A 26,873-nucleotide genomic window follows, 5' to 3' on the forward strand; every position below is an offset into this window, starting at 1 on the left:
ACCGAGCACGGGAGCGGCGGCAGTTGCCGCTTCGTCTTTCGTCCGATTGTTAACGTGATTTTCATGAGGAGGTTTTTCCTTTGCGCATAGTTGTCGTAGGGGCCGGTAAGCTGGGCTACAGCATTGCCGAGCTGTTATCACATGAACAATTTGATATCGTCGTCGTCGACCATGATGAAGAACGATTGGAAGTCGTCCGCAATACCCTCGACGTCCTGACCATCCTGGCCAACGGGGCCAGCCCGGTTACGATGGACGACCCCGATATTCACGGAGCCGACCTCCTCGTCGCTTGTACGGCGACGGATGAAGTGAATCTGGTGACCTGTATTTTAGCCAAGAAACACGGTATCAAATACACGGCCGTCCGCATTCGCGACATGCAGTTTTTGACCGGGGCCAAGGACTATCTGAAAAAGAATTTTGATATCGACCTGGTCATCAATCCGGAAATGATCACGGCCCGCGAAATCAATCGGATTCTCCTGACGCCGGCGGCGCTCAACGTCGAAGATTTTGCCAACGGCAAGGTCCGTCTGTTTGAAACCAAAATCACCCGCCATTCGCCGCTGGTCAATGTGCCTTTTAAGAATATGAATATGCCGCCGTCGGTTTTGGTCGGTATGATTTTCCGCGACCAGCGCATGATCATCCCCCACGGCGACGACCGCCTCTATCCCCACGATAACGCCTATTTTATCGGCGATGCCAAGGCCATTGAAAAATTCAGTGAAAATTTTGTGCCCAGCAACATCGAAACCATCGAACGAGTCATCATCATCGGCGCCGGCCGGTCGGGCCGCTTTTTGGCGCCCATGCTGGATAAGGAAGGCTTTCAGGTCAAGGTCTTCGATAAAGACCACGAACGCTGTCTGCAAGTCGCTGAACTCATGGACGACGGCTTGGCCATCCACGGCGACGGGACCGATATCGACCTCTTGGAGCAGGAAGGGATTGCCGATGCCGATGTCGTCATTTGCCTGACCGACGACGACCGCCTGAATCTGATGCTGGCCTTAATTGCCAAGCACTTGGGGGCTAAAAAGACCATCGTCCGCGTATCGCGTATCGAATACGGCGGCCTGATGGAAAAAGTCGGCGTCGATATCGTCTTATCGACACGATTGCTGTCCGCCGGGGAAGTCCTGGCCTTTGCCCGTGGCGGCGTCGTATCGGTTTCGCTCCTCGAAGGGGCCAAGGCCGAAGCCGTCGAAGTCATCGTCCAAGAAGGGGCGCCGGTCATCGGCCAGCGCCTGATGGACCTAAGCCTGCCCAAGGAATGCCTGATCTGCGCCTATGTCCGCGGCGGTGAAGCCTACATTCCGAACGGTCAGTCGGTCCTCATGGAAGGCGACCGCATCATCCTCTTCAGTCAGACAGAACATTCGCAAAAGGTCATGCAGTACTTTAAAGGCAGGGAGTAGCATGGACAGACATATCTTGTTCTATCTCGTCGGCAGGCTCATCCTGGTCAACGGCCTGAGCTTGATCATTCCTTTGACCGCCGGTCTTATCTGGGGCGAACGGGGTATCTTGTACTTCGGACCGTCTTTGATCGCCGCCGTGGCCTTTTCGGCGTACTGCCTCTATCGGGGCCGCCATCATAAGCGCCAGGTCGGAGCCGGGGAAGGGGCCTGGTACATGGTCTTGGTATGGCTGATCCTGAGCTTGTTGGGGATGGTACCCTACGTCATGGCCGGAGTCTTTACGTCGCCGGCCGATGCTTTTTTTGAAAGCGTATCGGCTTTTACGACGACGGGGACGTCGGTCCTCGCGGACGGCGGTGCCAGCTTACCGGCGTCGCTCCTCTTATGGCACAGCCTCATGGGCTGGCTTGGCGGTTTGAACTTCATCCTCATGCTGGTTTCGGTCATGCCCTTGGTCAGCGGTTGTTTCGGCTTGACCTTATCGGTCCATCAAAGCGTGTCTTTCAGTCCCATGGTGGCCAGTATGCAGGACGCTGCCCGAAAGGTAGGCTGCATCTACTTGGCCATTACGACCTTTTCCGTGATCCTCTATTGGCTGGCCGGCCTTTCTCCGGAGGCAGCGGTCAATCAGGGGCTGGTGACCTTATCGACCAGCGGCGGCGATTCGCTGTTCGATTTTCTGCGCTACGACAGTCGGGCTCTCGAAGGGGCCGGCGCTCTTTCGATGCTCCTGGCCAGCGGCAACTTCCTCTTGTACTGGAAGAGCTGGGAACGGCGCAGTCTGAAAATCTTTCTGCACGATGCCGAGCTGCGGTATTTTTTGATGATGTTCGTCGGTGTCAGTGCCGTCGTATCCTTTCACCTGTGGCACTACGGCGTCTATGACGGCTGGGATAATCTGCGCTACGGCTTTTTCCAGGTCTTATCCTTTATCAGTACCAGCGGCTTTACGTCGACGTCCATGGCGGACTGGCCGGAATTTGATAAGTATGTCCTGTTTTTACTGGCCTTTATCGGCGGCTGTATCGGGTCGTCCACAGGGGGGCTCAAGGTCATGCGCTTTATGGTGCTGTTTAAAATGACGGCTCAAGAGCTGCGCCGGACCCTCCACCCGCGGATGGTCGTGTCCTTAAAAATCGACGGCGTTCCCGTCGATATGAACATCGTCAGCCGCGTCCTCAGCTACTTCTTTTTAGTCATCATGACTTTTTTCGCATCGATGCTGATCATTTCCTTAGCCGGTGTCACGCCGATTCAGTCCATGGCCATGGCCGTCGGCTGTCTTTCCAGTGTCGGTTCGACGATGGCCCTCTTTGGCGTCACCGATATAGCGTCGCTGCCGGCGTGGACGAAGGTATACTGCGGCTTTTTAATGATTTTAGGCCGCGTCGAAATTTTTCCTATCCTCCTCGTTATCCAGCACAGTGTCGGTTACGTCTGGCGCCGTTGGTAAGAACGGGTTGTGGATAACATAGCCTTCGTTAGAAAACAATTAAATCAAATTAAGGAATCTCCTTTTCATGCTATGCTGGCAGGGAAAGGAGATTTTTTTATGGATGTGAACGCCTTATTTCAACAAGCCGTCGCGGCCGGTGCCAGCGATATTCATATCGAACCTCTAGATGAATTCGTCCGCATCCGCTGGCGAAAAGACGGCGTCCTTCAGACGGCTGGGCGCGTTCCTCGCCAGCGCCTTGACAGCCTCGTCAGCCGCATCAAGGTCCTAGCCGGCCTCGACATTGCCAACCGGCGCCTGCCTCAGGACGGGCGCATCGTTTGGCACGATGGAAGGCGGCGGCTCGACCTTCGCATCAGTACCTTGCCGACGGTCCGCGGCGAGAAGATCGTCGTCCGCATCCTTGACGGCAAGCGAATGCCGCTGGCGCTATCAGCTCTCGGCATGGACGGTGAAGCCCAGGCCTGCTTAGAAAAACTGGTTCGCCGTCGGCAGGGGCTGATCTTGATTTGCGGTCCTACCGGGAGCGGTAAGACGACGACTCTCTACGCCGCTCTTCGGCATATTCAGGATGAATCTCTCAGTATCGCGACCTTAGAAGACCCGGTAGAAATTTTGATTGACGGCCTGTCTCAGAGCCAGGTGCAGCCCAAGGGCGGCATGGTCTTTCAAAACGGGCTGCGGGCCTTGCTGCGCCAGGATCCGGACGTTCTCGTCGTCGGTGAGATCCGCGATGGGGAAACGGCACAGATTGCCGTTCGGGCGGCCCTTACGGGACACGTCGTGTTCAGCACTCTTCATGCGCCGAGTGCCGTCGAAGCGGCTGTTCGCCTGAGCGATATGGGCGTTCCGGCCTACTTAGCTGCCGACGCCTTGACGGGCATCGTGTCCCAGCGCCTCGTTCGCCGTAAGACCGCTAACGGTGCTTATGAAGGTCGCTTTTGCCTCTGTGAAGTCGTCCCGGCCGGCCCCCGCTTTAAAGAGGCCCTTCGCCGCAGCGTCGACCTTCCCGAATTAACCGAGGCTGCCGTTTGCGACGGCGCCGTCTTGCTGCCGGCCGTCATCGAACGGGTCCTTGCCGACGGTCTGACCGATGAGGCCGAACTTCGCCGTGTCTGTGAGGGAGGACGGGCCTTATGGACATGACTGCCCTTATGGAACGGGCTATTGCCAATCGCGCTTCCGACCTCCATCTCCAAGAGGGACGGCCGCCCATGATGCGTGTTGCAGCGGGATTATCAGCGCTTCCTACGGCATCCTTAGACCGCTCTGGAATGCACCGAGCACTTAACATTATCGGCTGGTCCGGGGACGGTGACGGCGACGGGGCCTTTTCGTGGAATGCGTCCCTTCGCTGCCGCCTCCATGTATGCCGGGAAGAAGCCGGGCTGCACCTGGCCATTCGCTTCCTCTATCCCTTGGAAGACCTTCCCGAAGATCGGGATCAGCGGTTATTGACTCGTCTCGGCAAGTTGTCGAGCGGATTGGTTTTGGTTTCAGGGCCGACGGGGAGCGGCAAGACGACGGCCTTATGGCGGATTTTACACGGTATCAATGAGCAGCGGCGGTGCCATATCGTCACCTTGGAAGATCCCATCGAATACGTAGAAGCGGGGAAGAAGGCGCTCATTACCCAGCGGGAATTAGGCCGTCATTTTCCGTCCTTTCAGGAAGGTATTCGCCAGGCCCTGCGGCAGGATCCGGACGTCATCCTCATCGGCGAGATGCGCGATCGGGAGACGATGGATGCGGCCCTGACGGCAGCCGAGACGGGACACCTCGTCTTTTCAACCCTTCATACACCGTCGGCCGTCCACACCGTCAGCCGCATTGCCAGTGCCTATGGGGCTGATGGACAAGACGAAGTCCGGCACCGCCTGTCCATGGTGCTGCAGGCCGTCCTTTCGCAGCGGCTGGTCGTCTGCGGCGATGCCTTGGATGTGGCTAGGGAAATTCTGGTCCGCACACCAGCTGTTTCCCAACTCATTCGCAGCGGCAAGGAGCACCAGCTTCCGACGGTCATGCAGACTGGAGCGGCTCTTGGCATGCGGACCATGGATCAGGCCCTGATTCGATTTGCGAAAGGAGGCTGAACCATGTTTTCGTCATCGCCGCGCCTCGACGGCAAGAGCTTGGCTTTTTTTCTTTCGCCAACTGGGGACGCTCCTCGCTAGCGGTGTCCCTTTAGTCCAGGCTTGGAACCTCTTGACATCGGATATGAAGAAACCTCGCCGGAAGGCCCTGCAGATAGCGGCCCTTCACATGGAGCAAGGCGTCCGGCCGTCGCTGGCCATGACCCGTTGTCAGGCTTTTCCGGCTTTGGCCTGTCGCCTGATCGAGGCCGGGGAGCAGACGGGGAGTCTCGATACCCTCTGTCATGTCCTAGCTGATTTTTATACCCGGGCGGATAAAGATCGGCGCGCCTTTCTTGAAGCCTTAGCCTATCCGGCTTTTTTATTGGCCTGTCTCTTGCTCTTGATGACCGGTGCCGTGTTCTTTATCATCCCCGTCTTCGTCGACATGATGGCTCAGATGAACGTGACGATCCCTAAGGGGACGCAGTGGCTCCTTGCCGCCTGCGATTGGTTCCGCCGAAGGGGCATCTATATCCCGCTCATAATCAGTGTGACGACGTTCTTTCTCGTGCAGGCTTGGCGAGACGATAGGCATCGCTTGGCTATGGAAAAGACGATCGTTCGTCTTCCCGGCGTTCGCTCCTTGTTCCTGGTGTGGTCTTGGCAGCGTTTCAGCCGGATCTTAGCCGTCCAGTTGTCCGGCGGAATTCCCTTGTTGGAATGTCTGGACGGTGCCGGGGCTGTCGTACCGTCACGCTTGTTTCAAACCTACGTCGGTCACCTCCGTTTGCGCCTCGAACAGGGGCAGACCTTCAGCCAGGCCGTTCAGGGCAGTCCTTATGGCACCGCTTATATCGAGACTATGCTCACCGTCGGCGAGATGACCGGTAAGTATGACGATGCCTTAGGCGCTATTGCCGCTTATTATGATAGTCGTCTCCGTCGGTGGGCGGCCGGGATGCAGCGTTGGTTGGGGCCGATTGTCCTGCTCATCGTCGGCATCTTTATGGGCTTTTTGATGTTTTCCCTGCTCCTGCCGCTACTCGATATGGCCTCTTCCGTTGTTACTTCTTGAAAGGAGTTTTTTTATCATGACTATGCGAAACGGTTTTTCCATGTTAGAAATGCTGATCTGTGTCTCCATCATCCTGGTCTTTGCATCCTTTGCCGTACCCAAGTTCACGTCGGCGACCAAGACGGCCCAGGAAGCTAAGGTACAGGCTGATATCCGCACCATCAGCAATGCCGCCGCGCTGTATGAAATCGACCACGGAGAATTCCCGACGACGGTCGATGAACTGGTCAACGCCGACGACCAAGGACGACAGTACCTGCAGTTCAAACCCCTGACGCCGGATAAAGAAGAGTATCGGATCGAAAACGGCATCGTTTCGGCTGATTATAACGATAAGCATTATTCCTCTGATGCTGATGCCGGTTCGCCGTCCGGTCAGTAAATGATGAATCTTTCTGGTTTCTGTCTTTGGTATGGCGTCGCCTTGGGAGCTACGGCTGTCATTACCTATACCGATGTCAAAGCCTATTGGATTCCCGACGCTCCGGTCCTCGCCCTGGCTGTGATCAATATCCTGGCCTTGTGTTTTGGCTGGGTCCGTCCGTCGATTCTAGCCGTCAGTGCGACTGTCTTCTTTTTTCTCCTCCTTTACGGCCTTTGGCCGGACAGTATCGGCAGCGGTGACATTAAATTAGCCCTAGCCCTTTGCGTCGGCTGCCCGGCGGGAGGGGCCTGGCTGATGACCGTGGCGTCGTTTTTACTGGCGACGGCCATATCCCTCCTTTGTTGGGGGATCAAAGGCAAGACGATCCTTCCCTTCGGACCCTTTTTGCTGTTCGGCTGGTGGCTTTCGCAGGCGCTTCACTTTCACTGGCTGGGCATTGGTATGAGCTTATGAAAAGGACCAATGGATTTATCCAGTTAACAGGCCTGGCAGCGGCCTTATTCATGGTCGGAATCTATTTGGTTTTAGCCCTGAATCATAGTCAATCCCTGGGCCATCATCAAGCCGTTGACAGCCTCGTTCGGGACTTGGTCCTCGACATGGAAGTGGTCCGTCAGCACAGCGTCGGTAATTCCTTTGGCAAAGACTACTGTAAACTGATCCTGAAGGAGGACTTCTATGTGCTGCAGCATCTCTATTTTGTAAAGAAAAAAAGGCCCTATCCGCCGGGCCTGCGCGTGACGAAAGGAATGGTACAGTTCGATGTTTACGGTCGTCCGAAATATAAGATGGTGGTCGTCGTTTCGTCAGAGCGTGAGCGCTACGAGCGTCGCATCGTCGTGGCGGCGCAGACTGGGCGTATCCGCATCGAGTAGGGGCAACGGATTTTTCTTCATGGCCGACGGCATGGCCGCCTTATGTATCGCTGCCGGGCTGCTCCTTGCTGCAGGGACACTGGCTGTCCAGTCGATGGAACTGCATCAACGAGCCGTGTCTCGGTATCAGGCGGCGATGGTCGGCCGTCAGGCCATGGAGAGGTGGAAGGCCGGGCTGCCCTTGTCGGACGAGGTAGAATTGGCCGGAGATCGTTACGGGATCCGCTATCGGCAGTATGACGAGTCGACGGCCTATGTTATATGGGAAGTCGAGGTGAGTGATGGAGGTGACACCCCATTTTCCTGTCGGCGCCTGGTACCGATCCCGCCGAAAGAACGGCTGGATGATGATGGATCTGCTGTTGGCCATGACACTGGTCGTCCTGACTTTGACAGCCTTCCTGCCCCTGGTCAGTCAGACCGTACGTCTCGATAGAAAGGCTCATATTCAAGAGACCTTACTGCGTCAAGCAGTCAGTATCGAAGCGACCTTATTCCAAAATTTGGCCTATGGGTATGATATTACGGCGACATCTGACAGCCTTCAATTTAAAACGCCGCTGGGACGAAAGAAAGGCTTCATCATACATCGAGAAACGCTTTTTGTCAGACTGAGTGATGGGTCGCTTCAACCGCTGACGGGCGGCATCGGTACGGTCAAGGGCTGTCGGATCTTGATTCGTCCTTACGGAGGTCAGCCCTTCTTTTCTCACCAAGGCCGGGCTATCGCCGTATCGCTACTCCTGGTAGAGGCAGACAGTGGATTATCTTTGCCGGTCACACTTATGGTGACATCGCTAAATGAGGGAATTTGATGAAGGCGCGAAATGGATTTTTTTCTTTTTCTATGATGATGCTGGCCGTCCTGACCTTGTCCTTGATCATGACGACAACCTTGTTAGCCTTAAACTGTCTGAGTCTGGCTACGATCTATGAAAAGAAGGTCCGCCTGCACTACTTGGCGGAAAGTGCCGTCCTTGAAGGGTGGCAGGTGGTACAGCAAAATCCGGCCCCTTATTTGGAAGGTCAATCAGTGAGGGTCCCGCTGTCGACCGGGCTTACCGAGGCGGGGGAGACGGTTCGCGTTGAAGCTCGTTTTGACTACGGTTATTTAATGGGGCTGGCCGTTGATGAAGCAACATCGTTGGAGCAAACATGTTGCATTTTCTTTGAATTGGCGCCTCAAGAAGAGGGACAATATGAGCTGCACCTGATTCAGTATCAGGAATGAGAGGTGAGGGTATGTGGCAGCGCAGAAATGCCTATCTGTGGTTAGTTGGACGGACGATTCGCGTCTTAAAGCAAACGCGCAAATGGTATGGTCCCGTCGCCTTTTGCCAAGGCCATACCGAACGGGAAGGGCAATGGAAGAAGGATTGGCTCAGCTCGCCTCAAGATATAAGGGCGAAAGTGCCCTTGTTACTCGATCGCTACGGTCTCGCCGGCTGGCGGATCCATGTCGTCATCGGCGGACCGGATATGATCTGGAAGACCCTTCCTTTGGCGACGGAAGATGCGGCAGACGCCCGGGAACTCATTACCGGTGCCGATTTGCTCGACGAAGAGGGACGGGCCTATGGCTTTGACCTCGCCTGTCCGGAAAAGAATCGAGACGGTCTCTATGATTGGGTCGTCGGCGCTTATCCGGCCGACTGTATCGAAGCCTTGTGCCGATCCGTCGTCGATGCCGGTGCCGTCATGGCTTCCCTGGATTTGCTGCCGGCTTTTTTGGGACGGCTCCAACCAGAAGGTGAAGGCATCCTTTCCTTCCAAGAGGGAAGGGCCATCCATCGAGTCCACCTGCAAAAGGGCCGCCCCAAGGCATATGAACTTCACGAAGGGGAGCCTCTGTCAGAAGGGACTTCAGCCTTTAGCTGGCAGGAAGAGGCCGCTGTTGAAGGTCGCCCCCTGCCGCCGACAGAGGCTGTTTCTCAGGTCATGGAACGATACGGACTGTCGCAGGCGACGGCGTCTTTGATTCTGCTGTAAGGGGGGGGAGCGCGCGTGAAATGCAACTTGATACCGCCTGAATACCGGGAATCCCGATTTCGTTGGGGAAAGCCCCTTGCACTGGGATTTTTGGGATTGGCCCTGTTTTTTTTAGCCGGTGGAACGTTTTTTCAATATCAGATCGGCCAGGAGAAACGGTATTATGAAAGGGTCCTGCAGCCGGTTCAGGAGAGAATCAAAGATCATAACGACCGGATCCGACAGGGGCAGGCCTTGGCCGAAGGACAGGCCAAAGAGCGGCAGAAGACGCCTTTTTCCTGGCCCATCCTGTTGGTGGAGCTGGCCCTTTCTAAGCCCGATACGGTCGTTGTTACCAAGGTCAGCGGCCGCGATAAGGGCGCCGTCGTCGAAGGATTGACGGCGACGCCCGACGGAGCCCGTAAATGGCAGAACTATCTCCAGTCTGGCGGGCGCTATCAAGCGGCCGTGACCCGGATGCAGCCCAAGGGCGGCGAAGATATCCCTTTTTCCCTAGAAGTGAGTTGTCATGAAGAAACATCTAAACCGTGAAACATGGGGGCCGTCGTGGGTTATGGCGGCCTTTGTTTTAGCCGTACTCGCCCTTGGCTATGCCTGGGTATCACACCAATCTCTGGCGGAGTGGAAAAGTCTTCGCAGCCAGCTTGCGGTCTATGCCGGTAAAGATTTTTCGGCGCCCGGACCGGTGACGGCCGAAGTTTCCGATGAGATGGAAGGCGCCGTTTCAAACCTGATCGATACCCATGGGCTGACCCTGTTGTCGTGGCATCAGGCCCGTCAAGGCGACGGTCAGACCTTGATGATGGAAGGAAGCTTTTCTTCGATACTGTCGTGGCTCAATGACTGGCAGAAAGCCTGTCCCCATGGCTCGGTGAAAGTCATCGAATGGGTGCCGGCAGGCGAATCGACAGTCCTTACGGTCGAAGTATACGGCGCCCCGGGAACATCGGTAAAAGGTAAAAAAGGCGCCAAGGACGGCTCTTAGCGAAGGCCGTGTATTGTCTGTCTACCCTCATGGCGTCAGAGATGGCTTGACAGATGCTTTGTTGGTAACTCGTCGGAAGGGGTCAAATCTTTGATGAGGGCGCAGCCTAAAATACCCCGGATAGATTGAATGAATCAGTCTATCCGGGGTATTTTGTCGTAAAAAATGAGAAGTCGGATTTTAGTTATATCAATGAGACGCTGTCCAGATGCATCGGGGACGGCACGTCGTCAGTCGCCCCAATCGATCATATCGTCGATGAAAGCGTCAATCCGGTCGCGGTGCCGCTCTTCCGGAGTCTTTTCCCGCGGAGCTGCATAGCAGGGGCCATGGTGATGGTAAGCGCTGCGCCGATCATGTTGACGATAGTGGGGATAGAAGGGCAGCGTATCCTGATGGAAGAAGGTCTCTTCATTGTACGTGCGGACGGCCCGGTTGTAGCGGTCGACGGCGTCTCTTCGCCGGGCCAGGAGTTCGCTGATCTCTTTATCGACATCGCTTACATAGGCATCGACATCTTTCCGGTAGGCCTCCATCTCGGCACGGCTGGCCATGTCCGGCGAGAAGGGTTCATGGCTGCTGGAAAAGCGGCCTTTGGCCCCGGCTGCCAAGGGCAGGGAGATTGCCAGGGAGGCTAGGATGGCAATGAATATCGTTCTTTTTAACATTGTGTATAGTCTCCTTTTCGTAAAATACATGATTATTATACCTTATTTTACAAATAAATCTCAAGAGAGCCGTGAATTTCTCCCTTATGATGTGGATTTGGACTCCTGTGAGGTGCTCCGAATATGCTAACCGTGAGTCTGGCTGCCTTATGGGAGTCTTTGGAGGGCATAGCGGCAGGTTAAAATAAGTTTTTCATAAGATAAACGTTTCTTTTAGAAAAAGTTTTCAAAAAAGCCTTGACCGGTAGTTAATACCGAATGCTAAGATGAGGGTGTATTCGGGAGGTAAGGATCAAAAACCGCACCGCTTGAGTTTTTATACCGGCCTTGTTTAAGGCAGGTCATTTGCGTTTAGAACAGTGTCATTGCTGTTGTCCATAGATTTGATAGGAGACGATGAGATGGAAAACTTTATTTTTGAAAATAGTACCAAAGCGTATTTTGGAAAAGGCTGTGTCAGTCAATATTTGCCGAATCTTTTGTCCCAATATGGGAAAACCGTCATGGTGGCCTATGGCGGCGGGTCCATTAAGCGGACCGGGATTTACGATGAAATCATGGAGATCCTGACCAAAGCCGGTAAGGATGTCGTCGAATTTACGGGTATCATGGCCAATCCGACCTATGCCAAGGTTCTCGAAGGGGCTAAGCTTGCCAAAGAACATGACGTCGATCTCATTCTGGCTGTCGGCGGCGGCTCGGTCATGGACTGCTGCAAGGCCGTGTCCCTGGCTGCCGTCTATGACGGCGACGTGTGGAACGATTTTTGGGCCAAGGCCGGGACTATTGAAGTACAGCCACTTCCCTTGGGCATCATCATGACCGTATCGGGAACGGGCAGTGAAATGAATGGCGGTGCCGTCATTACCAATGAAGACGTGAAGGTCAAGACCGGCCGCGATTACATGGAACTCAATGCCCGCTTTGCCCTCCTCGACCCGCTCTATACCTACACCGTGCCTAAGCTGCAGATGGTTTCCGGCGCCTTCGATTCCTTTACGCACATGATGGAAACGTATTTCAGCGCTCCCGATGCGGACAATGTATCGGACAGCATCAATGAAGCCCTGATGAAAAGCGTCGTCCGCAACCTTCGCAAGGCCATAGAAAATCCCGAAGACTACGAAGCCCGCAGCAACTTGGTCTGGCTTTCGACGATGGCTGAAAACCGCATCCTCAAACTAGGTAAGAAAGGCGATTTCCAGGGCCATATCTTAGAACATTCCCTGGGCGCCTTTACGAACTGCAATCACGGCTGCGGCCTAGCTGTCCTGCTGCCGGTTTACTATCGCCATATTAAAGTAGCCGGGGCCGAAAAGTTCGCCCGCTTTGCCAGCGAAGTCTGGGGCATCTCCCCGGAAGGGAAGACGACGGCGGAACTTGCCAACGACGGCGTCGAAGCTTTGGCTTCTTTTGTAAAGGAAATCGGCCTGCCGACGACCCTGCGGGAACTGGGCATGACCGACGACCAAAGGGAATGGCTTCCCCAGATTGCCGCCGGCTGCGTCGTCTCTCCGGGCAGTTATAAACACCTCGAAGGCGATGAAATCCTGGCCATCTTTGAAGAAGCCTGGTAAGGAGTGTCGTATCCATGCTCATTTTACAACAGATGATCATCTTCGTCTTGCTCATGGCTGCCGGTGCTTTGGCCCGGCGCTATGAGATCCTGACGCCGGCCAATCAGCCCCAGATTACAAAATTGGTCGTCAACATCGCCTACCCGGCCATCATCTTATCGGGCGTTACCGGAAAGGGGCCGCGCATCGAAGGGGCCGAACTTGCCTATGCCTTCGGCGTCATCCTGATCATGCTGGTGCTGCTCATGATCTCGGCCTGGCTCTTACCGCGGATTCTTCGGTATCCCAAGGAACATTACGGCATCATCAACGTCATGGTCATCTTTACCAATATCGGCTTCATGGGCGTTCCCATGATCGACGGCATTTACGGCAAAGATGCCCTCATTTATATGACCGTCCTCTTGATTCCTTTTAATATCCTCTTTTTCTCCTATGTCATCCAGACCATCAAGGGACATTCCGACAAGAAAGAACCCTTTCGCTGGCAAAATTTGGCCAATACCGGCATGGGAGCCTGCATTTTGGCCATCGTCCTCTACCTGAGCGGCATCGAGCTGCCCTATGTACTGGCTCAGTCGATTACCATGCTGGGCAGCATGACGGCGCCCTTAGCCATGATGCTCCTGGGCTCGTTCTTGGCCGATACGGAATGGAAGGGCATGATAAACGGCCGGATCATCGCCTTTACGATCATCAAGATGCTGGTCATTCCCATCGTCCTTACCTTACTTCTCGGCCGTTTCGTCGACAATACGTATTTACTGGCCGTCTGCATGGCAGCCTTGGCGACACCGTCGGGCAATATTATTCCCCTCTTGGCAGCCGTTTACCATAAAGAAGCGTATCCCGTTTCCGTTCAGGGCATCGCCTTGACGACAGCCGCTGCCGTCGTGACCATGCCGCTCGTCGCCCTGGCTACCGGATTGGGTTGATACAGAATCGTTTTATCTTTATAGAGAAAGGAAGCATATTATGAAAACTCGTACCTTAGGAAAAGATTTTACCGTTTCGGCCGTCGGCTTAGGCTGCATGGGCATGAGCCACGGTTACGGCCAGCCGAAAGACCGGCATGAAATGACGGAAGTACTAGCTAAGGCCGTCGATGCCGGCTATACTTTTTTCGACACGGCCGAAGTCTATGGGACGCCGGACGATCCCCACGCTAACGAAACGCTGTTGGGCGAAGCCCTGAAGCCTTTCCGGGACCGTATCCAGATCGGCACTAAATTTGGCATCCACTTCGACATGACGTCGTCGGCGCCGAATAAGCCGATCGTTCCCGATGCCCGGCCAGAGGTCATCCGCAAGTCCGTGGAAGAATCCTTGAAGCGCCTTCAGACTGACCATATCGACATTTATTACCAGCATCGCCAGGATCCCAAGGTTCCCGTCGAAGACGTAGCCGCCGTCATGGCCGACCTCATCCAGGAAGGGAAAATCCTTCACTGGGGGCTCTCTGAAGTCGATGCCGACACCCTGCGCCGGGCCCATGCCGTCTGCCCGGTAACGGCCGTACAGAACCGTTATTCCATGATGGCCCGTTGGTATGAAGAAATGTTCCCGGTCCTCGAAGAGCTGAACGTCGGCTTAGTTGCCTTTTCTCCCATGGCCAACGGTTTCTTGACGGCCCGCTACGAGAACGGGATTCAATTTAACGGCGACGGCGATTACCGCAAGATCATGCCGCAGTTCCAGGCCGATGCCATCGAAGAAAATAAGGCCCTTTTGCAGTGGATTCAGGACCTCGCCGCCTCCAAGAATGCCACACCGGCCCAGTTCTCCTTAGCCTGGATGCTCTCGAAAAAGCCGTGGATCGTGCCCATTCCGGGGACGACTAATCCGGGACGGCTCGTAGAAAATGGCAAAGCCGCTGACATTGTCCTAACGGCAGACGAAGTAAAACAGATTGATGACGCTTTGGACAAAATCCAGATGTCGGCCGTCTTTGGCGGTACGGCCGTAAAAGGCTGATTTCTTTTGCTGTGATGAGCCGGCTGTCTTTTGGCAGTCGGCTTTTTTACAAAAGTTGCAAATTACGAATAATCCCTTGACTTAGACTTGAAACTAAGGTGTATTATAGAACAATAGTGAGCATTAGTCAGGAAATGATGAAAAGAGGATGATATGATGAAAGTCTTATTGGTAAATGGTTCGCCCCATAAAAATGGCTGTACCTATACGGCCCTGCAGGAAGTCGTCAGCCTGCCCGATATCGGCATCAAAGGGAATACGCATTTCATGATGGCCGACCTCAATAATCGGGACGTCGCCGACGCCATTGCAGCCTGGCTCCATAAACAGGGCTTAGATAAATAGATGTATTTTGTGATGAGGAGGAATCTCTATGTGGAAAAAAATCATGAGCGGTTTATTGATGGCCGTGGCACTGGTTACGCTTACGGCCTGCGGCAGTACGGGGACGACGGCGTCTCAGCCGGCATCGGACGGGGCTAAGGCCGCTGCTTCTCCAGGAAAAGTGTTAGTCGTCTATTTCTCGGCGACAGGCAATACCAAGCGCGTAGCAGAAACGATTGCCAATCACGAAAATGCGACGATCTTTGAAATTCAGCCGACCGAGCCCTATTCGGACAGCGATCTCAACTATCGTGACGACAACAGCCGCGTCGTTCGCGAACACGCCCAGCCTCAGCTGCGGCCGACCTATCAGGGCGACGTCGCCGATTGGGATTCCTATGATACGGTCTATATCGGCTATCCCCTGTGGTGGCAGCAGGCGCCGCACGTCGTCTACACCTTCGTGGAAAGCCACAACTTTAACGGCAAGAAAGTTATTCCCTTCTGCACGTCCATGTCGAGTTCTCTTGGCGACAGCGGCCAGAACCTGGCCAAGGCTGCCGGTACCGGCGATTGGCAGACCGGCGTCCGCTTTAGCGGCGGTGCCAGTGACAATGACGTCCTCAATTGGCTGCAGCAGCAGTAAGCCCTTAGCCGATAAGGGTGACATAAAAAATAGATTTTTTGTTCCGAGTAACCTTACGAGGCGGCTCGGAATTTTTTTGCGGTTTTTCGGTGACGTTTCCCTACGTACCGGGAGCGGCTTCCGATGTATGCCAGTATATAAAAGACCCCATATATGGTATAATGTGTTTGGTTTTTAAGAACGCCGAGGCGTATTTTTTAGAAGGGAGGGTGTCATGAAGGCCGTCGTTTTTTCCTTTACCCAGAAAGGGACCTTTCTCGCTCAGGAAGTGGCCGACTGGCTTCGAAATGAGGGCTGGGACGTTCGTCAGACGTCGCTGAGAAAATTTGCTTCTTCGCCGGTAGTCCCTTTTGAACCGTCTTTAGAAGGGGAGACCCAGCGTGCCTTTCAATCGGCACGGCTCCTCCTTTTCATCGGCGCAGCCGGCATTGCCGTGCGGTCTATTGCGCCCTTTATCCGTAAAAAGGATCAGGATCCGGCTGTCGTCGTCATCGATGAAGGCGGGCAGTTCGTCATTCCCATCTTATCGGGGCACATTGGCCGGGCTAACGAATGGGCCCGCCAGTTGGCAGCCGCCATCAAAGGCCAGGCCGTCATCACGACGGCAACGGATGTCAACGCCCTCTTTGCCGTCGATGAGTGGGCTGCTCGCAAGGGCCTTCGCCTGTCGTCTTTGAAGGACGCCAAGAACTTCGCCGCCGGACTTCTCTCGGCAGGGAAAGCCGGCCTGTACAGTGATTTTCCCATCGAAGGGCCTTTGCCGCCAGGCTTGGTCGCAGCAACGGATGGTCCGACGGGCTTAGTCGTGACGACAAAAGACAGGATGGCCCTTTTTGAAGTGTCGGTCCTTGTAAGGCCGGTCATCCTCCACGTCGGTATCGGCTGCCGCCGCGGCACTTCAGCATCGACCATAGAAGACGCCGTCTTATCGGTCTTTGAAGAAGCCAACCTCTCGCTTCAAGCTGTGGCCGACGTCAGCTCCATCGATGTCAAAGGGGACGAGGAAGGGCTGTTGGCCTTTGCTAGAATGCACTCCTGGCCCATTCGCTTCTTTTCGGCAGATGAACTCAATGCCGTGCCGGGAACCTTTACGGCGTCGGACTTTGTCCGACAGACCGTCGGCACGGATAATGTCTGTGAACGATCTGCCGTGAGGGCCAGCCATGGCGGCGACCTCGTCGTTTCCAAAAAGGCCGGTCAGGGCATCACCGTGGCTGTGGCCTGCGAATCGTATAGCCTCTGTTTTTCAAACGTTTAGAAGGATGTGATTGCATGAAACCGCATATTTACGTCGTCGGCATCGGTCCCGGCTCCCTGCAGGGCATGACCCTTGAAGCCAAGGCTGTCCTTGAAGGCTGTGACTGCATCGTCGGCTACCATACATATATCGACTTGATTCGCGACTATTTTCCCGATAAGGAATTTGTCGTCACCGGCATGACCCAGGAAGTGGCCCGCTGCCGCCTGGTCTTAGAACGAGCCCTTCAAGGCCAGAACGTGGCCATTGTCTCCAGCGGCGACGCCGGCATCTACGGCATGGCCGGCATCATGCACGAAGTGGCTGCCGACACGCCGGACGTTGAAATCGACGTCATTCCCGGCGTGACCGCTGCCAGTGCCGGTGCAGCTCTCTTGGGGGCGCCCCTCATTGCCGACACCTGCCTCATTTCTCTCAGCGATCTCTTGACGCCGTGGGACAAAATTGCCAACCGCCTGGACTGCGCCGCTGCCGGTGACTTCGTTATCTGCCTCTATAATCCGGCCAGCAAGAAGCGCTCCGATTACTTGGAAAAGGCCTGCGACATCATTTTGCGCCACCAGTCGGCCCATACGCCGGCGGGCATCGTCCGCAACATCGGCCGCGATGGGGAAGAAGTCACCATCCTCACGTTGGGCGAACTGCGGACGCAGCACCTCGATATGTTCTGCACGGTCTTTATCGGCAACAGCCAGACGAAAGTCTTGAAGGGCAAACTGGTGACGCCTCGGGGATACCGCTTATGATCGGCCCGGTGTGGATTGCCGGCGGGACGACGGAAGGGCGGAAACTGGCCGGCTATGCAGCCCGGTTCCAGATCAAAGCCTACGTTTCGGTGGCCACGACTTACGGCGCTTCTTTACTGCCCGTCAGCCCCTACATCACGGTCCTCGAAGGTAGGATGGACCGGGGCGAGATGGAAGAATTTCTCCGGGAAAAAGGGATTACCCTGGCCATCGACGCTACCCATCCCTATGCTACGGCCGTGACCGATAATATCAAAGGTGCCTGCCAAAAGGCGGGCGTCCCGTATCGCCGCATCAACCGCAGGGCCGGCACGTACCGGACGGACGGCCGCACCATCGCCGTTCGCACCGTCGACGAAGCCGTCGAAGTCCTGAGCCATACCGTGGGACCTGTCTTTTTGACGACGGGCAGTAAAAATTTAGATGCCTTCGCCAAGATTCCCGATTATGAAAACAGGGTCTACGCCCGAATTTTGCCGGTCAAGGCCTCCCTCGAACGGGCCCTTGATCTCGGCTATCCGCCGTCGCGCATCATTGGCATGCAGGGCCCTTTTTCGGAACAACTCAATGAGGCCATGTTCAAGGAAACGAAAGCCCGGTACGTCGTCACCAAAAATTCAGGCCATACCGGCGGTTTTCAGGAAAAACTGAAGGCTGCCGAACGGGCCGGGGCGACGGTCATCATCATTGAACGCTGACGCGGGAAAACCGCTTTCGTCAGGGAAAGGACGCGCTATGCACATCTATCTTATCGGCACCGGTCCGGGCAATCCGGATCTCTTGACCGTACAAGCTAAAGAAGCCATCGAGGCCTCGACCCTCCTCGTCGGCGATAAACGGATGCTGGAACCCTTTGTCGACTCGGGAAAACAGTTGGTCGCCACGTATCGCCGCGATGAAATCTGCCGCCTGGCTGCGTCGCGGACCGATGAAGACGGTCCCATGGCCGTTTTGGTATCGGGCGACGTCGGCTTTTTCAGCCTGGCCGCCTTATTGAAGAACATCCCCGACTGTACTGTGACCCGGATCGCCGGCATCAGCAGTCTGGTCTATTTTGCAGCAGCCCTGGAAACGTCATGGAACGACGTCTTCATCGTCAGCCGCCATGGCCGGCAGGAACCGCTCATCCCGGCTGTACGCCAGCACGCCAAGGTCTTCGTCCTGACCGGCGGCCGTGAATCGCCGGCAGCCCTCTGCCGCAGTCTCTGTGAAGCCGGCCTGGGGAATGTAAAGGTCGCCATCGGCTGCAACCTCTCTTATGACGACGAAGTCATCCTTCGCGGTACCGCCGCTGACTTTACCGAAAGGGGCGACGACGCCCTGGCCGTCATGATGATCGAAAACGACGATGCCCGTTCCTGGCAGCGGCCCGTCCACGGCCTTCCGGACGGCGCCTTTTTACGAGGCAAGGCGCCCATGACCAAACAGGAAGTCCGCAGCGTCGCCTTGTCGAAATTGGCACCCTCTGCCGACGCCGTCGTCTACGACATCGGGGCCGGGACCGGTTCCTGTACGGTGGAACTGGCCCTGCAGGCTCCGTTTGGAAAGGTCTATGCCTTTGAAATAAACGGCGATGCCCTTCATATCCTGCAGCAGAATATTGCCCATTTTGATCTGGCCAATGTCACCGTCGTTTCCGGCGATGCCAAAGAGCGGCTGAAGGATATCGAAACGCCGCCGGACTACGTCTTCATCGGCGGGACCAAGGGGCGATTATCCGCCATCCTCGACGAGGTCTACCGGAAAAATGAGGCCTGCGCCGTCGTCGTCACGGCCATTACCATCGAGACCCTGGCGGCTCTTACGGCCTATTACAGCGCTCGTCGGGACTATGACCTCGATATCACCCAGGTCAGTACGGCCCGCAGTCAAAAAGTTGGTGCCAGCCACCTCATGATGGCCCAGAATCCGATCTTTATCGTGACCATCGTCCGCCGTTCCGACGCTTCGTGACGATCTTACAAAGGAGGCTCTTATGACGCCAGCATCTACCATTCCGCGGCTCTTAGTGGCGGCTCCTAACAGCGGCAGCGGCAAGACGACTGTCGTCTGTGCCCTGCTGGCAGCTTTAAAAAAACGGGGCTTGTCCCTGACGGCCTTTAAATCCGGGCCCGACTATATCGATCCCATGTTCCACCGCCGCGTCCTCGACACGCCGTCGTATAATCTCGACCTCTTTCTCTTCGGCCGCGGCGAAAAAGGGGCTAAAGCGGCACGGCAGCTTCTCGTAGACCATGGAGAAAGGTCCGATCTGGTCCTTCTAGAAGGGGCCATGGGCTATTATGACGGCGTCGGAACGGGCCATGAAGCCAGTGCCTACGACGTCGCCGCAGCTACCGATACGCCCGTCGTCCTGGTCGTCGACGGCCGCGGGGCCGGTCTCACCTTAGGCGCCGGCTTAAAGGGCCTGGCCGATTTTTATAAAGACAGCCGCGTCGCAGGCTTTATCGTCAACCGCGTCAAACCCATGGTATACGCCCACTTTAAGGCCGCTTGGGAAACGGCATCGGGCCTTAAAGCCCTCGGAGCCCTTCCCGATATGCCGGACTGCGCCTTTACCAGCCGCCACTTAGGTTTGGTGACGGCCGGAGAAATCACGAATTTACAGGCCATCATGGAGCGTTTGTCGGAAGCGGCGGAACAGCATATCGACCTTGACGGCTTACTTTCCCTGGCCCGGAGTGCCTCGCCCCTTACGGAAAGAAAGCTTTCGAAAGAGGGGGCAGGGACGTCCGAACAAAAGGCGGTCATCGCCGTGGCTCGTGACGAGACTTTTTGCTTTTACTATGAAGACAGCCTTGACGTCCTCCGCCGCTGCGGTGCCGAATTGGTTTTTTTCAGCCCCCTGCATGATAGGGCGCTGCCGCCTTGTGACGGCCTTTATTTGGGCGGCGGCTATCCTGAACTCTATGCCAAAGACCTCGAAACCAACGGCGGCCTGCGCAGTCAGATCAGACAGGCCCTGCAAGGAGGACTTCCCTGCTTTGCCGAATGTGGCGGCTTCATGTACCTCCATCAAGCTTTTCGCGGCGACGACGGAACGCGCTATGCCTGGGTCGGTGCCGTTCCTGGCGAGACTTTCATGACGACGTCCCTTCAGCACTTCGGCTACGTGACCTTACAGGCCGAACGGGACAACCTCTTATGCGAGGCCGGCGGCACCATACCGGCCCATGAATTTCATTATTCTAAAAGTTCGTCAGAAGGGGACGCCTTTACGGCCTATAAAGCGGGGAGTCAGCGCTCCTGGTCTGGCGGCATAGCCAGCGAAAACCTGGCCGCCAGTTATCTCCACCTCCATTTTCTCGGGAATCCGGCTTGGGCCCGGCGTTTCGTCCGTGCCTGCCAGGCCTATTCTCAGAGCGTACATCGTGATACATTCGGAAAGGATTGATTCCATGAAGATAGAACATATTTTACCGGCCGACATCGAACGCCGCAGTATGGAAATTATTGAAGCCGAACTGGGGCCGATTCAGCTGCCGCCTGATGAAAAGGACATCATCAAGCGCGTCGTCCACACCAGTGCCGACTTCGATTACGTCCGCAACCTGCGTTTTAGCGAGGGTGCCGTTGGTAAGGCCTTGGAAGCCCTGCAAAAGGGCTGCACCATTGTGACCGATACCAACATGGCCTGCATGGGCATCAGTCAGCCGGGCCTTACCAAACTGGGCTGCCATAAGGTCTGCTTCATGGCCGATGACGATGTAGCCGCTGCCGCCCGCGAAAAGGGAACGACGAGGGCCCAGGCCTCGATGGATAAGGCAGCCGGCCTTACGGGGCCGCTCATCATTGCCGTCGGCAATGCGCCGACAGCCCTCTTGCGCCTGAAAGAACTCATCGAAGCAGGGCAAATCGCACCGGCCCTCATCATCGGCGTCCCCGTCGGCTTCGTCAACGTAGAATACGCCAAAGAAGTCATTATGGAAGCCGGCGTTCCTTACATCGTCGCCAAAGGCCGCAAGGGGGGAAGCACCATTGCCGCTGCTATTTGCAATGCCTTGATCTATAAATTGACTCGCTGAAGGAGACAAACGCATCTTACAGAAACCTTACTGGAAAGGCGCCGTGATGAGTAGTATAATAAGGGCGATAACCAACAAGAGAGGGAGTGTAGTGTATGGAAACATGGCTTGATTTGCACATGCATACAAAATACAGCATGGACGGTCAGTTTGAGCCGGACGATTTGATGCGCCAGTGTGCCGACGCTAAGGTACAGGCTGTGGCCGTCACCGACCACGATTCCACTCGAGCCATTCCCGAAGCGCGGGAAGAAGCAGCCCGTTTGGGACTGCGGCTCATACCGGGCATTGAAATCAGTTGTCAGCATGAGGGGAAGAACTTCCACCTCTTAGGCTATGGGATTCATCCCGATGCGCCTGTCTTCGCAGCCATTGAAAAAGATGTCTACGGTCAGCGAAAAGTCGTGTCCGACAAGGTTCTCGACGCCGTCGAAGCCTTGGGCATCGTCCTCGACCGCGATGCCATTTGGAAACTTTGTACCAGCGGTGTCGTGGCTTCGGTCCACATCGCCCGCGTGGCCCTTTCGGATCCGCGCAATGCCGACTGCCCTGTCCTCGAACCGTATCGACCGGGCGGCAGCCGCAGCGATGCGCCGTACGTCAACTTCGGTTGGGATATCTGCGGCCAAGGGGGACCGGCCTTCATCCCCATGACCTTCATGGACTTTTCCAAGGCTGTCGACATCATTCACGACCAGGGCGGCGCTGCCGTGTTGGCCCATCCCGGTGCCAATATGAAGCAGAACCGGCCCCTGACGGAAACCCTCATCGACCTCGGCCTCGACGGCATCGAAGCCTACTGTAGCTATCACGATGATGCGACGACGGCCTTTTACCGTCAGATTGCCGATGAACACGGCCTGATGGCGACCATCGGCAGCGACTACCACGGCCGGGCCAAGCCTCATATTGCCCTCGGTACCTATGGGCATCCTGAACCGCAGGCTTTGTGGGACAACCTGGTCGCACATATTCAAAATCATCATGGGGAAGTGTACTAAGCATGAAACAAAGCAAGACCCTGTCAGCCCTGGCCGTTGCGCTGTGGCTGGCTTTTGGTTTTTCAAGCCTTTCGCTGGCGGCTTCGCCGTCGGATACGACCGCAGCCTATACGGTCGGCACCGTTTCAGAGAACAGTAAGGCTGTAACGAAAGAGAAGCCGAAGAAAGAAAAGACTTCTGACAAGAAGAAAACGACCGATAAGAAAGGGGGCGCTGCCAAGGGGCAGACGGAAAAATCCGATAAAACCGGCGAAGCTGCTGCAGAAGGAGTGTCGACGACGGCCTCCATCGCTACGGGCAGCGTTCCGCGGACGGCCAAACCGGCCGGAGCCCGCGGCGTCTTAAAGACCTACAATCCGGCCACCGATGCCGCTCCGGCGGAACCGATGGCCATCAGGGAAACGAATTTCCGCTTCAATGAACCCTTATTGCTGCGGCCGAAAACGGACATGATCGTCATCCATCACGTCGGCATTCCCGACGGCGATACGTCGGCAGCGGCCATTCACCGGGCCCACTTGGCCAATGGCTGGGCAGGAATTGGCTACCATTACGTCATCCGTAAAGATGGTACCATCGAACGGGGCCGTCCCCTGGCAACGGTCGGTGCCCATGCCGAAGGGCAGAATTACCACACCGTCGGCATCAACGTCACGGGGAATTTCGATAAAGAAATCCCGACGCCGGCACAGATTCACGCCCTGGAAGGCCTCGTCGCCTGGCTGTGCAAAATCTACGACATCACGCCCGGCGCTTCGACCATCGTCGGCCACCGCGACGTCAACAGCACGGACTGCCCGGGCCAGCACCTCTACGACATGCTGCCTCAGATTCGCCGCGATGTAGAAAAACGGATGGAAACCATGGGCGATGCCGCCCCGTCTTACGAAGATACCCTGAAAGGGAAGAGCCTCCTCAAGATGAGCCGTAAAGAAAGGGAAGCCTTTATCATGCAGGGCGCGGCGGGACGATAATGTGCCTAGTCGGGACGAATGAACTATGATATAATAAAAACCACGCAAGTATGATGATAACTATCGAGGGCTTTGGGCAACTAAAGCCCCCTTTGTCATGAGGTAAAAAAGCATGAAGCAATTCTTTCAATGGATGAATCAAGATGAAAATATCCGGTCCGCCGGGGACGCCTTTTTAAAACCCGGCTGTCACAGCATCTACGGCCTCAGCGGCTCGGTCAAGAGCGCCCTGGTCGCCAAGGTGCTGCACGAAGGGCCTCGTCAGGTCGTCCTCGTCGTCCCGTCGCGGGAACAAGCCGCGGCCTGGCAGGCAGACCTGGCCTTTTTGGTGCCTAACGTCAAGATCCTCGACTTTCCCGTCGTCGACAAGGCCGTCTTTACGACGACGGCGAAAAGCCTCGACCGGATGGCTCGCCAGATGGAAGCCTTGGGGCGTCTGCGTCAGGGAGATCCGGTTCTCGTCTTGGCTGCGCCGGAAGAAGCGGCACAGTACGTCATGGCTCCGCAGCGCATCGACGATGCGGCTATCGACGTAGAAATCCAAGGAGAATACGACCGCGATGACTTATTGCAGCACCTCGTAAATGCCGGTTATGAACGGGTCGACATGGTCGAACGACGGGGCCATTTTTCCGTTCGCGGCGACATCGTCGACGTCTTTGCCGTCAATGAACCCCAGCCCTTGCGGCTGGCTTTCTTTGGCGACGAACTGGAAAGCATCCGTTCCTTCGATGTCGATACCCAAAAATCCTTGAACGATGCCGACAGGGCGCGGATCCTGCCGGTTTCTTTAACGACGGCAGACGATGAAAAATATACCCTCCTCGATTATGTCGAAGAGGGGACCATCATCTGGGATGAACCCAATCGGGTCCGCGAAGGCCTTAAAAAGATCCTCAAAGAATCGGACGATTACAAGGGCGTCCTGGCGTCGTGGAAAAATATGGTCTCGCCGGAACGAGCCGTGCCGCAGGTCGTCTTGTCGCTCATGGCCCAGTCCGTGCCCGATATGTTCATCGACCAGTCCTTCAGCTTTGCCGCTAAGATGATGGCCAGCTTCCAAAAACAGTTCAACCTCCTGGAAGAAGAAGTGGGCCACTGGCGAAGCTTAGGCAACACCATCGTCTTTGTCATCAACAGCAAAGAGCGTATCGCCTCGCTCAAAGCCTGGATGAAACAGCACGACCTTGCCATTTCTGATTATGACGATGAAAAGAGCAAGTCCGGCGGCATGTACATCGTCGAAGGGGAAATCCACGACGGTTTTGAACTGCCCTATGCCAAGGTCGTCGCCGTCGCCGAACGGGACGTCTTCGGCACTCAGAAAAAACGCCTGCGCCACCGCGTAGCTAAAGGCCAGGAAATCAGCGTCTTTACCAGCCTGAAGTCCGGCGATTACGTCGTCCATGAAGTCCATGGCATCGGCCGCTACATGGGCATCAAGACCATTGAAATGGACGGCGTCCATAAGGATTACCTCGAAATCCACTACGCCGGCAAAGACATCCTCTACGTGCCGACGGACCAGTTGTCCTTGCTCCAGCGCTACATCGGCAACGAAGGCGATACGCCGAAACTGCAGAAGATGGGCGGCTCGGATTGGCAGAAGATACGTTCCAAGGCTCAGAAATCGATTACCGATTTGGCCGAAAAACTCGTCGCCCTCTACGCCAAACGTGAAGTCGTCCCGGGCTATGCCTTCCCGCCGGATACGCCCTTCCAGAAAGAATTTGAAGAAGCCTTTCCTTATGAAGAAACGGAAGATCAGTTAAAGGCCGTCAGTGAAATCAAGGGCAGTATGGAAAAACCGACGCCCATGGACCGCTTAGTCTGCGGCGACGTCGGCTTTGGTAAGACGGAAGTCGCCATGCGGGCCATTTTTAAGGCCGTCACGGCCGGCAAGCAGGTTGCCGTCTTGGTACCGACGACGGTCTTATCCCAGCAGCACTTCCAGACTTTTATGGAACGCTTCGGCCCCTTCGGCGTCCACGTCGAAGTCCTCAACCGCTTCCGTTCCTATAAAGAAAAGAAATCCATTCTGGCCCGGACCCTGACCGGGGACATCGACGTCCTCATCGGGACTCACAGCCTGCTCAATAAAAACGTAAAATTCAAGTCCCTGGGCCTCCTCGTCGTCGACGAAGAACAGCGCTTCGGCGTCGCTCAAAAGGAAAAATGGAAGGCCTGGGCGGCCCATATCGACGTCTTGTCCCTCAGCGCCACGCCGATTCCGCGGACCCTCCACATGTCCTTGGTCAACCTGCGGGAAATGTCGGTCATCGAATCGCCGCCGACAGACCGCTTCCCGGTCCAGACCTACGTGGCCGAATACGACGCCCGCATCGTCAGCGATGCCATCATGCGTGAAAAGCGGCGGGGCGGCCAGGTCTTCTTCGTCTATAACCGCGTCGCTTCCATCGAGCGCATGAAAGACGAACTCCAGGCCCTCCTGCCCGATATTACCATCGGCATCGCCCACGGTCAGATGGCCGGTACCATGCTCGAGTCGATGATGTTCGATTTCTATGAAGGAAAGTACGACGTCCTCCTCTGCTCGAGTCTCGTTGAAAACGGCCTCGACGTGGCCAACGCCAATACGATCATCATTTACGATGCCGACCACTTCGGCCTGTCCCAGCTCTACCAGATGCGGGGCCGCGTCGGCCGAAGCCACCGCATGGCCTATGCCTACTTCCTGTATCGTCGGGACAAGGTCTTGTCGGAAGTCGCTGAAAAACGACTTCAGGCCATCAAAGAATTTACGGAACTCGGTTCCGGTTTTAAAATCGCTATGCGCGACCTTGAAATTCGCGGTGCCGGCAACCTCCTTGGCAGGGAACAGCACGGCAACATCGCCAGCGTCGGCTTTGCCATGTACTGCCATATGCTGGAAGAAGCCATTGCCAAGGCCCAGACCGGGAAAGAGGTGGAACCGCCGCCGCCGGAAACGGTCATGGAAATCCACGTCGACGCTTTTATCGACAACGAATACATCCAAAACGGCGGTCAGAAAATAGACATGTATCAGCGGTTGGCCGTCGTCTCGTCGAAAGAAGAGCTGGATGAACTGCGCCGCGAACTGGAAGACCGCTACGGTCGGCCCAGTCCCTATGTCGAAAAGCTGCTGCAGGTCACGGAAACCCGCCTCGAAGCTAAGGCTCAAGGGATGGTCCTCATCGCTCAGAAGAAGGACATCCTTGAAATCAAATGGCGGCGCGTCTCCGACATGCCCGACTTATTGAAACTCGAAAAGCCTTTGCGCAGCCGATTCCGCCTCATTCCCAGCATCCCGGTCATGGTCCGCGTGTCCCTGGCCGGCGTCTCCGACATCCTCGATTTTATCCAGACCTTGCTGACGGCCTTTTCCTCCTTGCGAAAGGGGGATTCCCGTGACTAACTTTTTACGCGGTGCC

29 protein-coding genes are annotated in these 26,873 nt (G+C 55.8%); 27 read left to right on the top strand and 2 right to left on the bottom strand.

Annotation, left to right across the window (positions count from 1 at the left end; translation table 11 throughout):
• The first annotated feature begins 80 nt into the window (after positions 1 to 80).
• From trkA to HMPREF3201_RS08200, 8 genes are all read left to right on the top strand, one after another.
• A complete protein-coding gene (trkA, locus tag HMPREF3201_RS08165) occupies positions 81 to 1,424 on the top strand; it encodes a Trk system potassium transporter TrkA (RefSeq protein WP_062412585.1) in 1,344 nt (447 codons plus the stop codon).
• A 1-nt stretch (position 1,425) separates the two neighbouring features.
• Complete coding sequence (locus HMPREF3201_RS08170) at positions 1,426 to 2,880, top strand: TrkH family potassium uptake protein (protein ID WP_062412586.1); 1,455 nt, start codon at positions 1,426 to 1,428, stop codon at positions 2,878 to 2,880.
• Between the two features lie 99 nt (positions 2,881 to 2,979).
• On the top strand, positions 2,980 to 4,029 hold the full coding sequence (locus HMPREF3201_RS08175) for a GspE/PulE family protein (protein ID WP_062412587.1): 1,050 nt from the start codon (positions 2,980 to 2,982) through the stop codon (positions 4,027 to 4,029).
• A complete protein-coding gene (locus tag HMPREF3201_RS08180; RefSeq protein ID WP_062412588.1) occupies positions 4,020 to 4,976 on the top strand; it encodes a type IV pilus twitching motility protein PilT in 957 nt (318 codons plus the stop codon). The genes HMPREF3201_RS08175 and HMPREF3201_RS08180 overlap by 10 nt, the downstream gene beginning before the upstream one ends.
• Positions 4,960 to 6,033, top strand: a complete 1,074-nt coding sequence (locus HMPREF3201_RS08185; RefSeq protein WP_227163187.1) for a type II secretion system F family protein — start codon at positions 4,960 to 4,962, stop codon at positions 6,031 to 6,033. The genes HMPREF3201_RS08180 and HMPREF3201_RS08185 overlap by 17 nt, the downstream gene beginning before the upstream one ends.
• A 16-nt stretch (positions 6,034 to 6,049) precedes the next feature.
• Positions 6,050 to 6,415, top strand: a complete 366-nt coding sequence (locus HMPREF3201_RS08190; RefSeq protein ID WP_062412589.1) for a competence type IV pilus major pilin ComGC — start codon at positions 6,050 to 6,052, stop codon at positions 6,413 to 6,415.
• Positions 6,416 to 6,871: a prepilin peptidase gene (locus HMPREF3201_RS08195; RefSeq protein WP_227163188.1), complete on the top strand. Its 456-nt coding sequence runs from the start codon at positions 6,416 to 6,418 to the stop codon at positions 6,869 to 6,871.
• Positions 6,868 to 7,293: a hypothetical protein gene (locus HMPREF3201_RS08200; RefSeq protein WP_062412590.1), complete on the top strand. Its 426-nt coding sequence runs from the start codon at positions 6,868 to 6,870 to the stop codon at positions 7,291 to 7,293. The genes HMPREF3201_RS08195 and HMPREF3201_RS08200 overlap by 4 nt, the downstream gene beginning before the upstream one ends.
• Positions 7,294 to 7,333: 40 nt before the next feature.
• Here the strand turns inward: HMPREF3201_RS08200 and HMPREF3201_RS11930 are convergent, their stop codons facing one another.
• Entirely contained in the window at positions 7,334 to 7,663 is a 330-nt protein-coding gene (locus HMPREF3201_RS11930) for a hypothetical protein (RefSeq protein ID WP_195190564.1), read from the bottom strand.
• On the opposite strand from HMPREF3201_RS11930, the gene HMPREF3201_RS08205 reads away from it, so the two are divergent.
• The 5 genes from HMPREF3201_RS08205 to HMPREF3201_RS08225 are packed head-to-tail and all read left to right on the top strand — an operon-like array spanning position 7,638 to position 10,267.
• A complete protein-coding gene (locus HMPREF3201_RS08205; RefSeq protein ID WP_227163190.1) occupies positions 7,638 to 8,108 on the top strand; it encodes a hypothetical protein in 471 nt (156 codons plus the stop codon). The genes HMPREF3201_RS11930 and HMPREF3201_RS08205 overlap by 26 nt on opposite strands.
• Positions 8,108 to 8,524, top strand: coding sequence for a hypothetical protein (locus tag HMPREF3201_RS08210; RefSeq protein ID WP_062412591.1), 417 nt, complete (start codon positions 8,108 to 8,110; stop codon positions 8,522 to 8,524). The genes HMPREF3201_RS08205 and HMPREF3201_RS08210 overlap by 1 nt, the downstream gene beginning before the upstream one ends.
• A gap of 11 nt (positions 8,525 to 8,535) precedes the next feature.
• Positions 8,536 to 9,282 (top strand): hypothetical protein, encoded by a 747-nt coding sequence (locus HMPREF3201_RS08215; RefSeq protein WP_062412592.1) that lies wholly within the window; start codon positions 8,536 to 8,538, stop codon positions 9,280 to 9,282.
• A gap of 27 nt (positions 9,283 to 9,309) precedes the next feature.
• Positions 9,310 to 9,813: a hypothetical protein gene (locus HMPREF3201_RS08220; protein ID WP_154265235.1), complete on the top strand. Its 504-nt coding sequence runs from the start codon at positions 9,310 to 9,312 to the stop codon at positions 9,811 to 9,813.
• The gene (locus HMPREF3201_RS08225) at positions 9,791 to 10,267 is read left to right on the top strand and encodes a hypothetical protein (RefSeq protein WP_154254397.1); all 477 of its coding nucleotides are present in this window, start codon (positions 9,791 to 9,793) and stop codon (positions 10,265 to 10,267) included. Before HMPREF3201_RS08220 ends, HMPREF3201_RS08225 begins: the two co-directional genes overlap by 23 nt.
• A 230-nt stretch (positions 10,268 to 10,497) precedes the next feature.
• Here the strand turns inward: HMPREF3201_RS08225 and HMPREF3201_RS08230 are convergent, their stop codons facing one another.
• Positions 10,498 to 10,935 (bottom strand): hypothetical protein, encoded by a 438-nt coding sequence (locus HMPREF3201_RS08230; protein WP_062412595.1) that lies wholly within the window; start codon positions 10,933 to 10,935, stop codon positions 10,498 to 10,500.
• A gap of 401 nt (positions 10,936 to 11,336) precedes the next feature.
• Between HMPREF3201_RS08230 and HMPREF3201_RS08235 the strand changes: the two genes are divergently transcribed.
• The 14 genes from HMPREF3201_RS08235 (at position 11,337) to mfd (ending at position 26,857) form a co-directional block, all read left to right on the top strand.
• Complete coding sequence (locus HMPREF3201_RS08235; protein ID WP_062412596.1) at positions 11,337 to 12,512, top strand: iron-containing alcohol dehydrogenase; 1,176 nt, start codon at positions 11,337 to 11,339, stop codon at positions 12,510 to 12,512.
• 14 nt (positions 12,513 to 12,526) lie between these two features.
• Complete coding sequence (locus HMPREF3201_RS08240) at positions 12,527 to 13,447, top strand: AEC family transporter (RefSeq protein WP_062412597.1); 921 nt, start codon at positions 12,527 to 12,529, stop codon at positions 13,445 to 13,447.
• A 40-nt stretch (positions 13,448 to 13,487) separates the two neighbouring features.
• Complete coding sequence (locus HMPREF3201_RS08245) at positions 13,488 to 14,486, top strand: aldo/keto reductase (RefSeq protein WP_062412598.1); 999 nt, start codon at positions 13,488 to 13,490, stop codon at positions 14,484 to 14,486.
• Positions 14,487 to 14,639: 153 nt separating this feature from the next.
• The gene (locus HMPREF3201_RS11935; protein ID WP_197408279.1) at positions 14,640 to 14,831 is read left to right on the top strand and encodes a hypothetical protein; all 192 of its coding nucleotides are present in this window, start codon (positions 14,640 to 14,642) and stop codon (positions 14,829 to 14,831) included.
• A gap of 28 nt (positions 14,832 to 14,859) precedes the next feature.
• Positions 14,860 to 15,456 (top strand): flavodoxin, encoded by a 597-nt coding sequence (locus HMPREF3201_RS08255; RefSeq protein ID WP_072272066.1) that lies wholly within the window; start codon positions 14,860 to 14,862, stop codon positions 15,454 to 15,456.
• Positions 15,457 to 15,670: 214 nt separating this feature from the next.
• Positions 15,671 to 16,714: a cobalt-precorrin 5A hydrolase gene (locus HMPREF3201_RS08260; protein ID WP_062412601.1), complete on the top strand. Its 1,044-nt coding sequence runs from the start codon at positions 15,671 to 15,673 to the stop codon at positions 16,712 to 16,714.
• Positions 16,715 to 16,728: 14 nt separating this feature from the next.
• The gene (gene cobJ / locus HMPREF3201_RS08265) at positions 16,729 to 17,460 is read left to right on the top strand and encodes a precorrin-3B C(17)-methyltransferase (protein ID WP_062412602.1); all 732 of its coding nucleotides are present in this window, start codon (positions 16,729 to 16,731) and stop codon (positions 17,458 to 17,460) included.
• Entirely contained in the window at positions 17,457 to 18,158 is a 702-nt protein-coding gene (cobK, locus tag HMPREF3201_RS08270; RefSeq protein ID WP_062412603.1) for a precorrin-6A reductase, read from the top strand. Before cobJ ends, cobK begins: the two co-directional genes overlap by 4 nt.
• Positions 18,159 to 18,195: 37 nt before the next feature.
• Positions 18,196 to 19,413, top strand: a complete 1,218-nt coding sequence (locus HMPREF3201_RS08275; protein ID WP_062412604.1) for a bifunctional cobalt-precorrin-7 (C(5))-methyltransferase/cobalt-precorrin-6B (C(15))-methyltransferase — start codon at positions 18,196 to 18,198, stop codon at positions 19,411 to 19,413.
• 22 nt (positions 19,414 to 19,435) lie between these two features.
• Positions 19,436 to 20,854, top strand: a complete 1,419-nt coding sequence (locus HMPREF3201_RS08280; RefSeq protein ID WP_072272067.1) for a cobyrinate a,c-diamide synthase — start codon at positions 19,436 to 19,438, stop codon at positions 20,852 to 20,854.
• A 4-nt stretch (positions 20,855 to 20,858) separates the two neighbouring features.
• On the top strand, positions 20,859 to 21,485 hold the full coding sequence (locus HMPREF3201_RS08285) for a precorrin-8X methylmutase (RefSeq protein ID WP_062412605.1): 627 nt from the start codon (positions 20,859 to 20,861) through the stop codon (positions 21,483 to 21,485).
• 95 nt (positions 21,486 to 21,580) lie between these two features.
• A complete protein-coding gene (locus HMPREF3201_RS08290; protein WP_062412606.1) occupies positions 21,581 to 22,486 on the top strand; it encodes a PHP domain-containing protein in 906 nt (301 codons plus the stop codon).
• Between the two features lie 2 nt (positions 22,487 to 22,488).
• The gene (locus HMPREF3201_RS08295; RefSeq protein ID WP_062412607.1) at positions 22,489 to 23,460 is read left to right on the top strand and encodes a peptidoglycan recognition protein family protein; all 972 of its coding nucleotides are present in this window, start codon (positions 22,489 to 22,491) and stop codon (positions 23,458 to 23,460) included.
• A 112-nt stretch (positions 23,461 to 23,572) separates the two neighbouring features.
• Positions 23,573 to 26,857 carry a transcription-repair coupling factor gene (gene mfd, locus HMPREF3201_RS08300; RefSeq protein WP_062412608.1) on the top strand — a complete coding sequence of 1,095 codons (3,285 nt, stop codon included), beginning with the start codon at positions 23,573 to 23,575 and terminating at the stop codon, positions 26,855 to 26,857.
• Positions 26,858 to 26,873: the final 16 nt, after the last annotated feature.

This window comes from Megasphaera sp. MJR8396C (genome assembly GCF_001546855.1).
Classification (GTDB): domain Bacteria; phylum Bacillota; class Negativicutes; order Veillonellales; family Megasphaeraceae; genus Megasphaera.

Coding starts and splice junctions, on each gene's coding strand:
- HMPREF3201_RS08205 (WP_227163190.1), top strand. CDS start 7,638: ATGATGATGGATCTGCTGTTGGCCATGACACTGGTCGTCCTGACTTTG.
- HMPREF3201_RS08215 (WP_062412592.1), top strand. CDS start 8,536: ATGTGGCAGCGCAGAAATGCCTATCTGTGGTTAGTTGGACGGACGATT.
- HMPREF3201_RS11935 (WP_197408279.1), top strand. CDS start 14,640: ATGATGAAAGTCTTATTGGTAAATGGTTCGCCCCATAAAAATGGCTGT.
- HMPREF3201_RS08230 (WP_062412595.1), bottom strand. CDS start 10,935: ATGTTAAAAAGAACGATATTCATTGCCATCCTAGCCTCCCTGGCAATC.
- HMPREF3201_RS08255 (WP_072272066.1), top strand. CDS start 14,860: ATGTGGAAAAAAATCATGAGCGGTTTATTGATGGCCGTGGCACTGGTT.
- HMPREF3201_RS08195 (WP_227163188.1), top strand. CDS start 6,416: ATGATGAATCTTTCTGGTTTCTGTCTTTGGTATGGCGTCGCCTTGGGA.
- HMPREF3201_RS08190 (WP_062412589.1), top strand. CDS start 6,050: ATGACTATGCGAAACGGTTTTTCCATGTTAGAAATGCTGATCTGTGTC.
- HMPREF3201_RS08180 (WP_062412588.1), top strand. CDS start 4,020: ATGGACATGACTGCCCTTATGGAACGGGCTATTGCCAATCGCGCTTCC.
- HMPREF3201_RS08170 (WP_062412586.1), top strand. CDS start 1,426: ATGGACAGACATATCTTGTTCTATCTCGTCGGCAGGCTCATCCTGGTC.
- HMPREF3201_RS08245 (WP_062412598.1), top strand. CDS start 13,488: ATGAAAACTCGTACCTTAGGAAAAGATTTTACCGTTTCGGCCGTCGGC.
- HMPREF3201_RS08210 (WP_062412591.1), top strand. CDS start 8,108: ATGAAGGCGCGAAATGGATTTTTTTCTTTTTCTATGATGATGCTGGCC.
- cobK (WP_062412603.1), top strand. CDS start 17,457: ATGATCGGCCCGGTGTGGATTGCCGGCGGGACGACGGAAGGGCGGAAA.
- mfd (WP_062412608.1), top strand. CDS start 23,573: ATGAAGCAATTCTTTCAATGGATGAATCAAGATGAAAATATCCGGTCC.
- HMPREF3201_RS08260 (WP_062412601.1), top strand. CDS start 15,671: ATGAAGGCCGTCGTTTTTTCCTTTACCCAGAAAGGGACCTTTCTCGCT.
- cobJ (WP_062412602.1), top strand. CDS start 16,729: ATGAAACCGCATATTTACGTCGTCGGCATCGGTCCCGGCTCCCTGCAG.
- HMPREF3201_RS08200 (WP_062412590.1), top strand. CDS start 6,868: ATGAAAAGGACCAATGGATTTATCCAGTTAACAGGCCTGGCAGCGGCC.
- HMPREF3201_RS08285 (WP_062412605.1), top strand. CDS start 20,859: ATGAAGATAGAACATATTTTACCGGCCGACATCGAACGCCGCAGTATG.
- HMPREF3201_RS08290 (WP_062412606.1), top strand. CDS start 21,581: ATGGAAACATGGCTTGATTTGCACATGCATACAAAATACAGCATGGAC.
- HMPREF3201_RS08280 (WP_072272067.1), top strand. CDS start 19,436: ATGACGCCAGCATCTACCATTCCGCGGCTCTTAGTGGCGGCTCCTAAC.
- HMPREF3201_RS08235 (WP_062412596.1), top strand. CDS start 11,337: ATGGAAAACTTTATTTTTGAAAATAGTACCAAAGCGTATTTTGGAAAA.
- HMPREF3201_RS08275 (WP_062412604.1), top strand. CDS start 18,196: ATGCACATCTATCTTATCGGCACCGGTCCGGGCAATCCGGATCTCTTG.
- HMPREF3201_RS08175 (WP_062412587.1), top strand. CDS start 2,980: ATGGATGTGAACGCCTTATTTCAACAAGCCGTCGCGGCCGGTGCCAGC.
- HMPREF3201_RS08225 (WP_154254397.1), top strand. CDS start 9,791: ATGAAGAAACATCTAAACCGTGAAACATGGGGGCCGTCGTGGGTTATG.
- HMPREF3201_RS08240 (WP_062412597.1), top strand. CDS start 12,527: ATGCTCATTTTACAACAGATGATCATCTTCGTCTTGCTCATGGCTGCC.
- HMPREF3201_RS08295 (WP_062412607.1), top strand. CDS start 22,489: ATGAAACAAAGCAAGACCCTGTCAGCCCTGGCCGTTGCGCTGTGGCTG.
- HMPREF3201_RS11930 (WP_195190564.1), bottom strand. CDS start 7,663: ATGGCCAACAGCAGATCCATCATCATCCAGCCGTTCTTTCGGCGGGAT.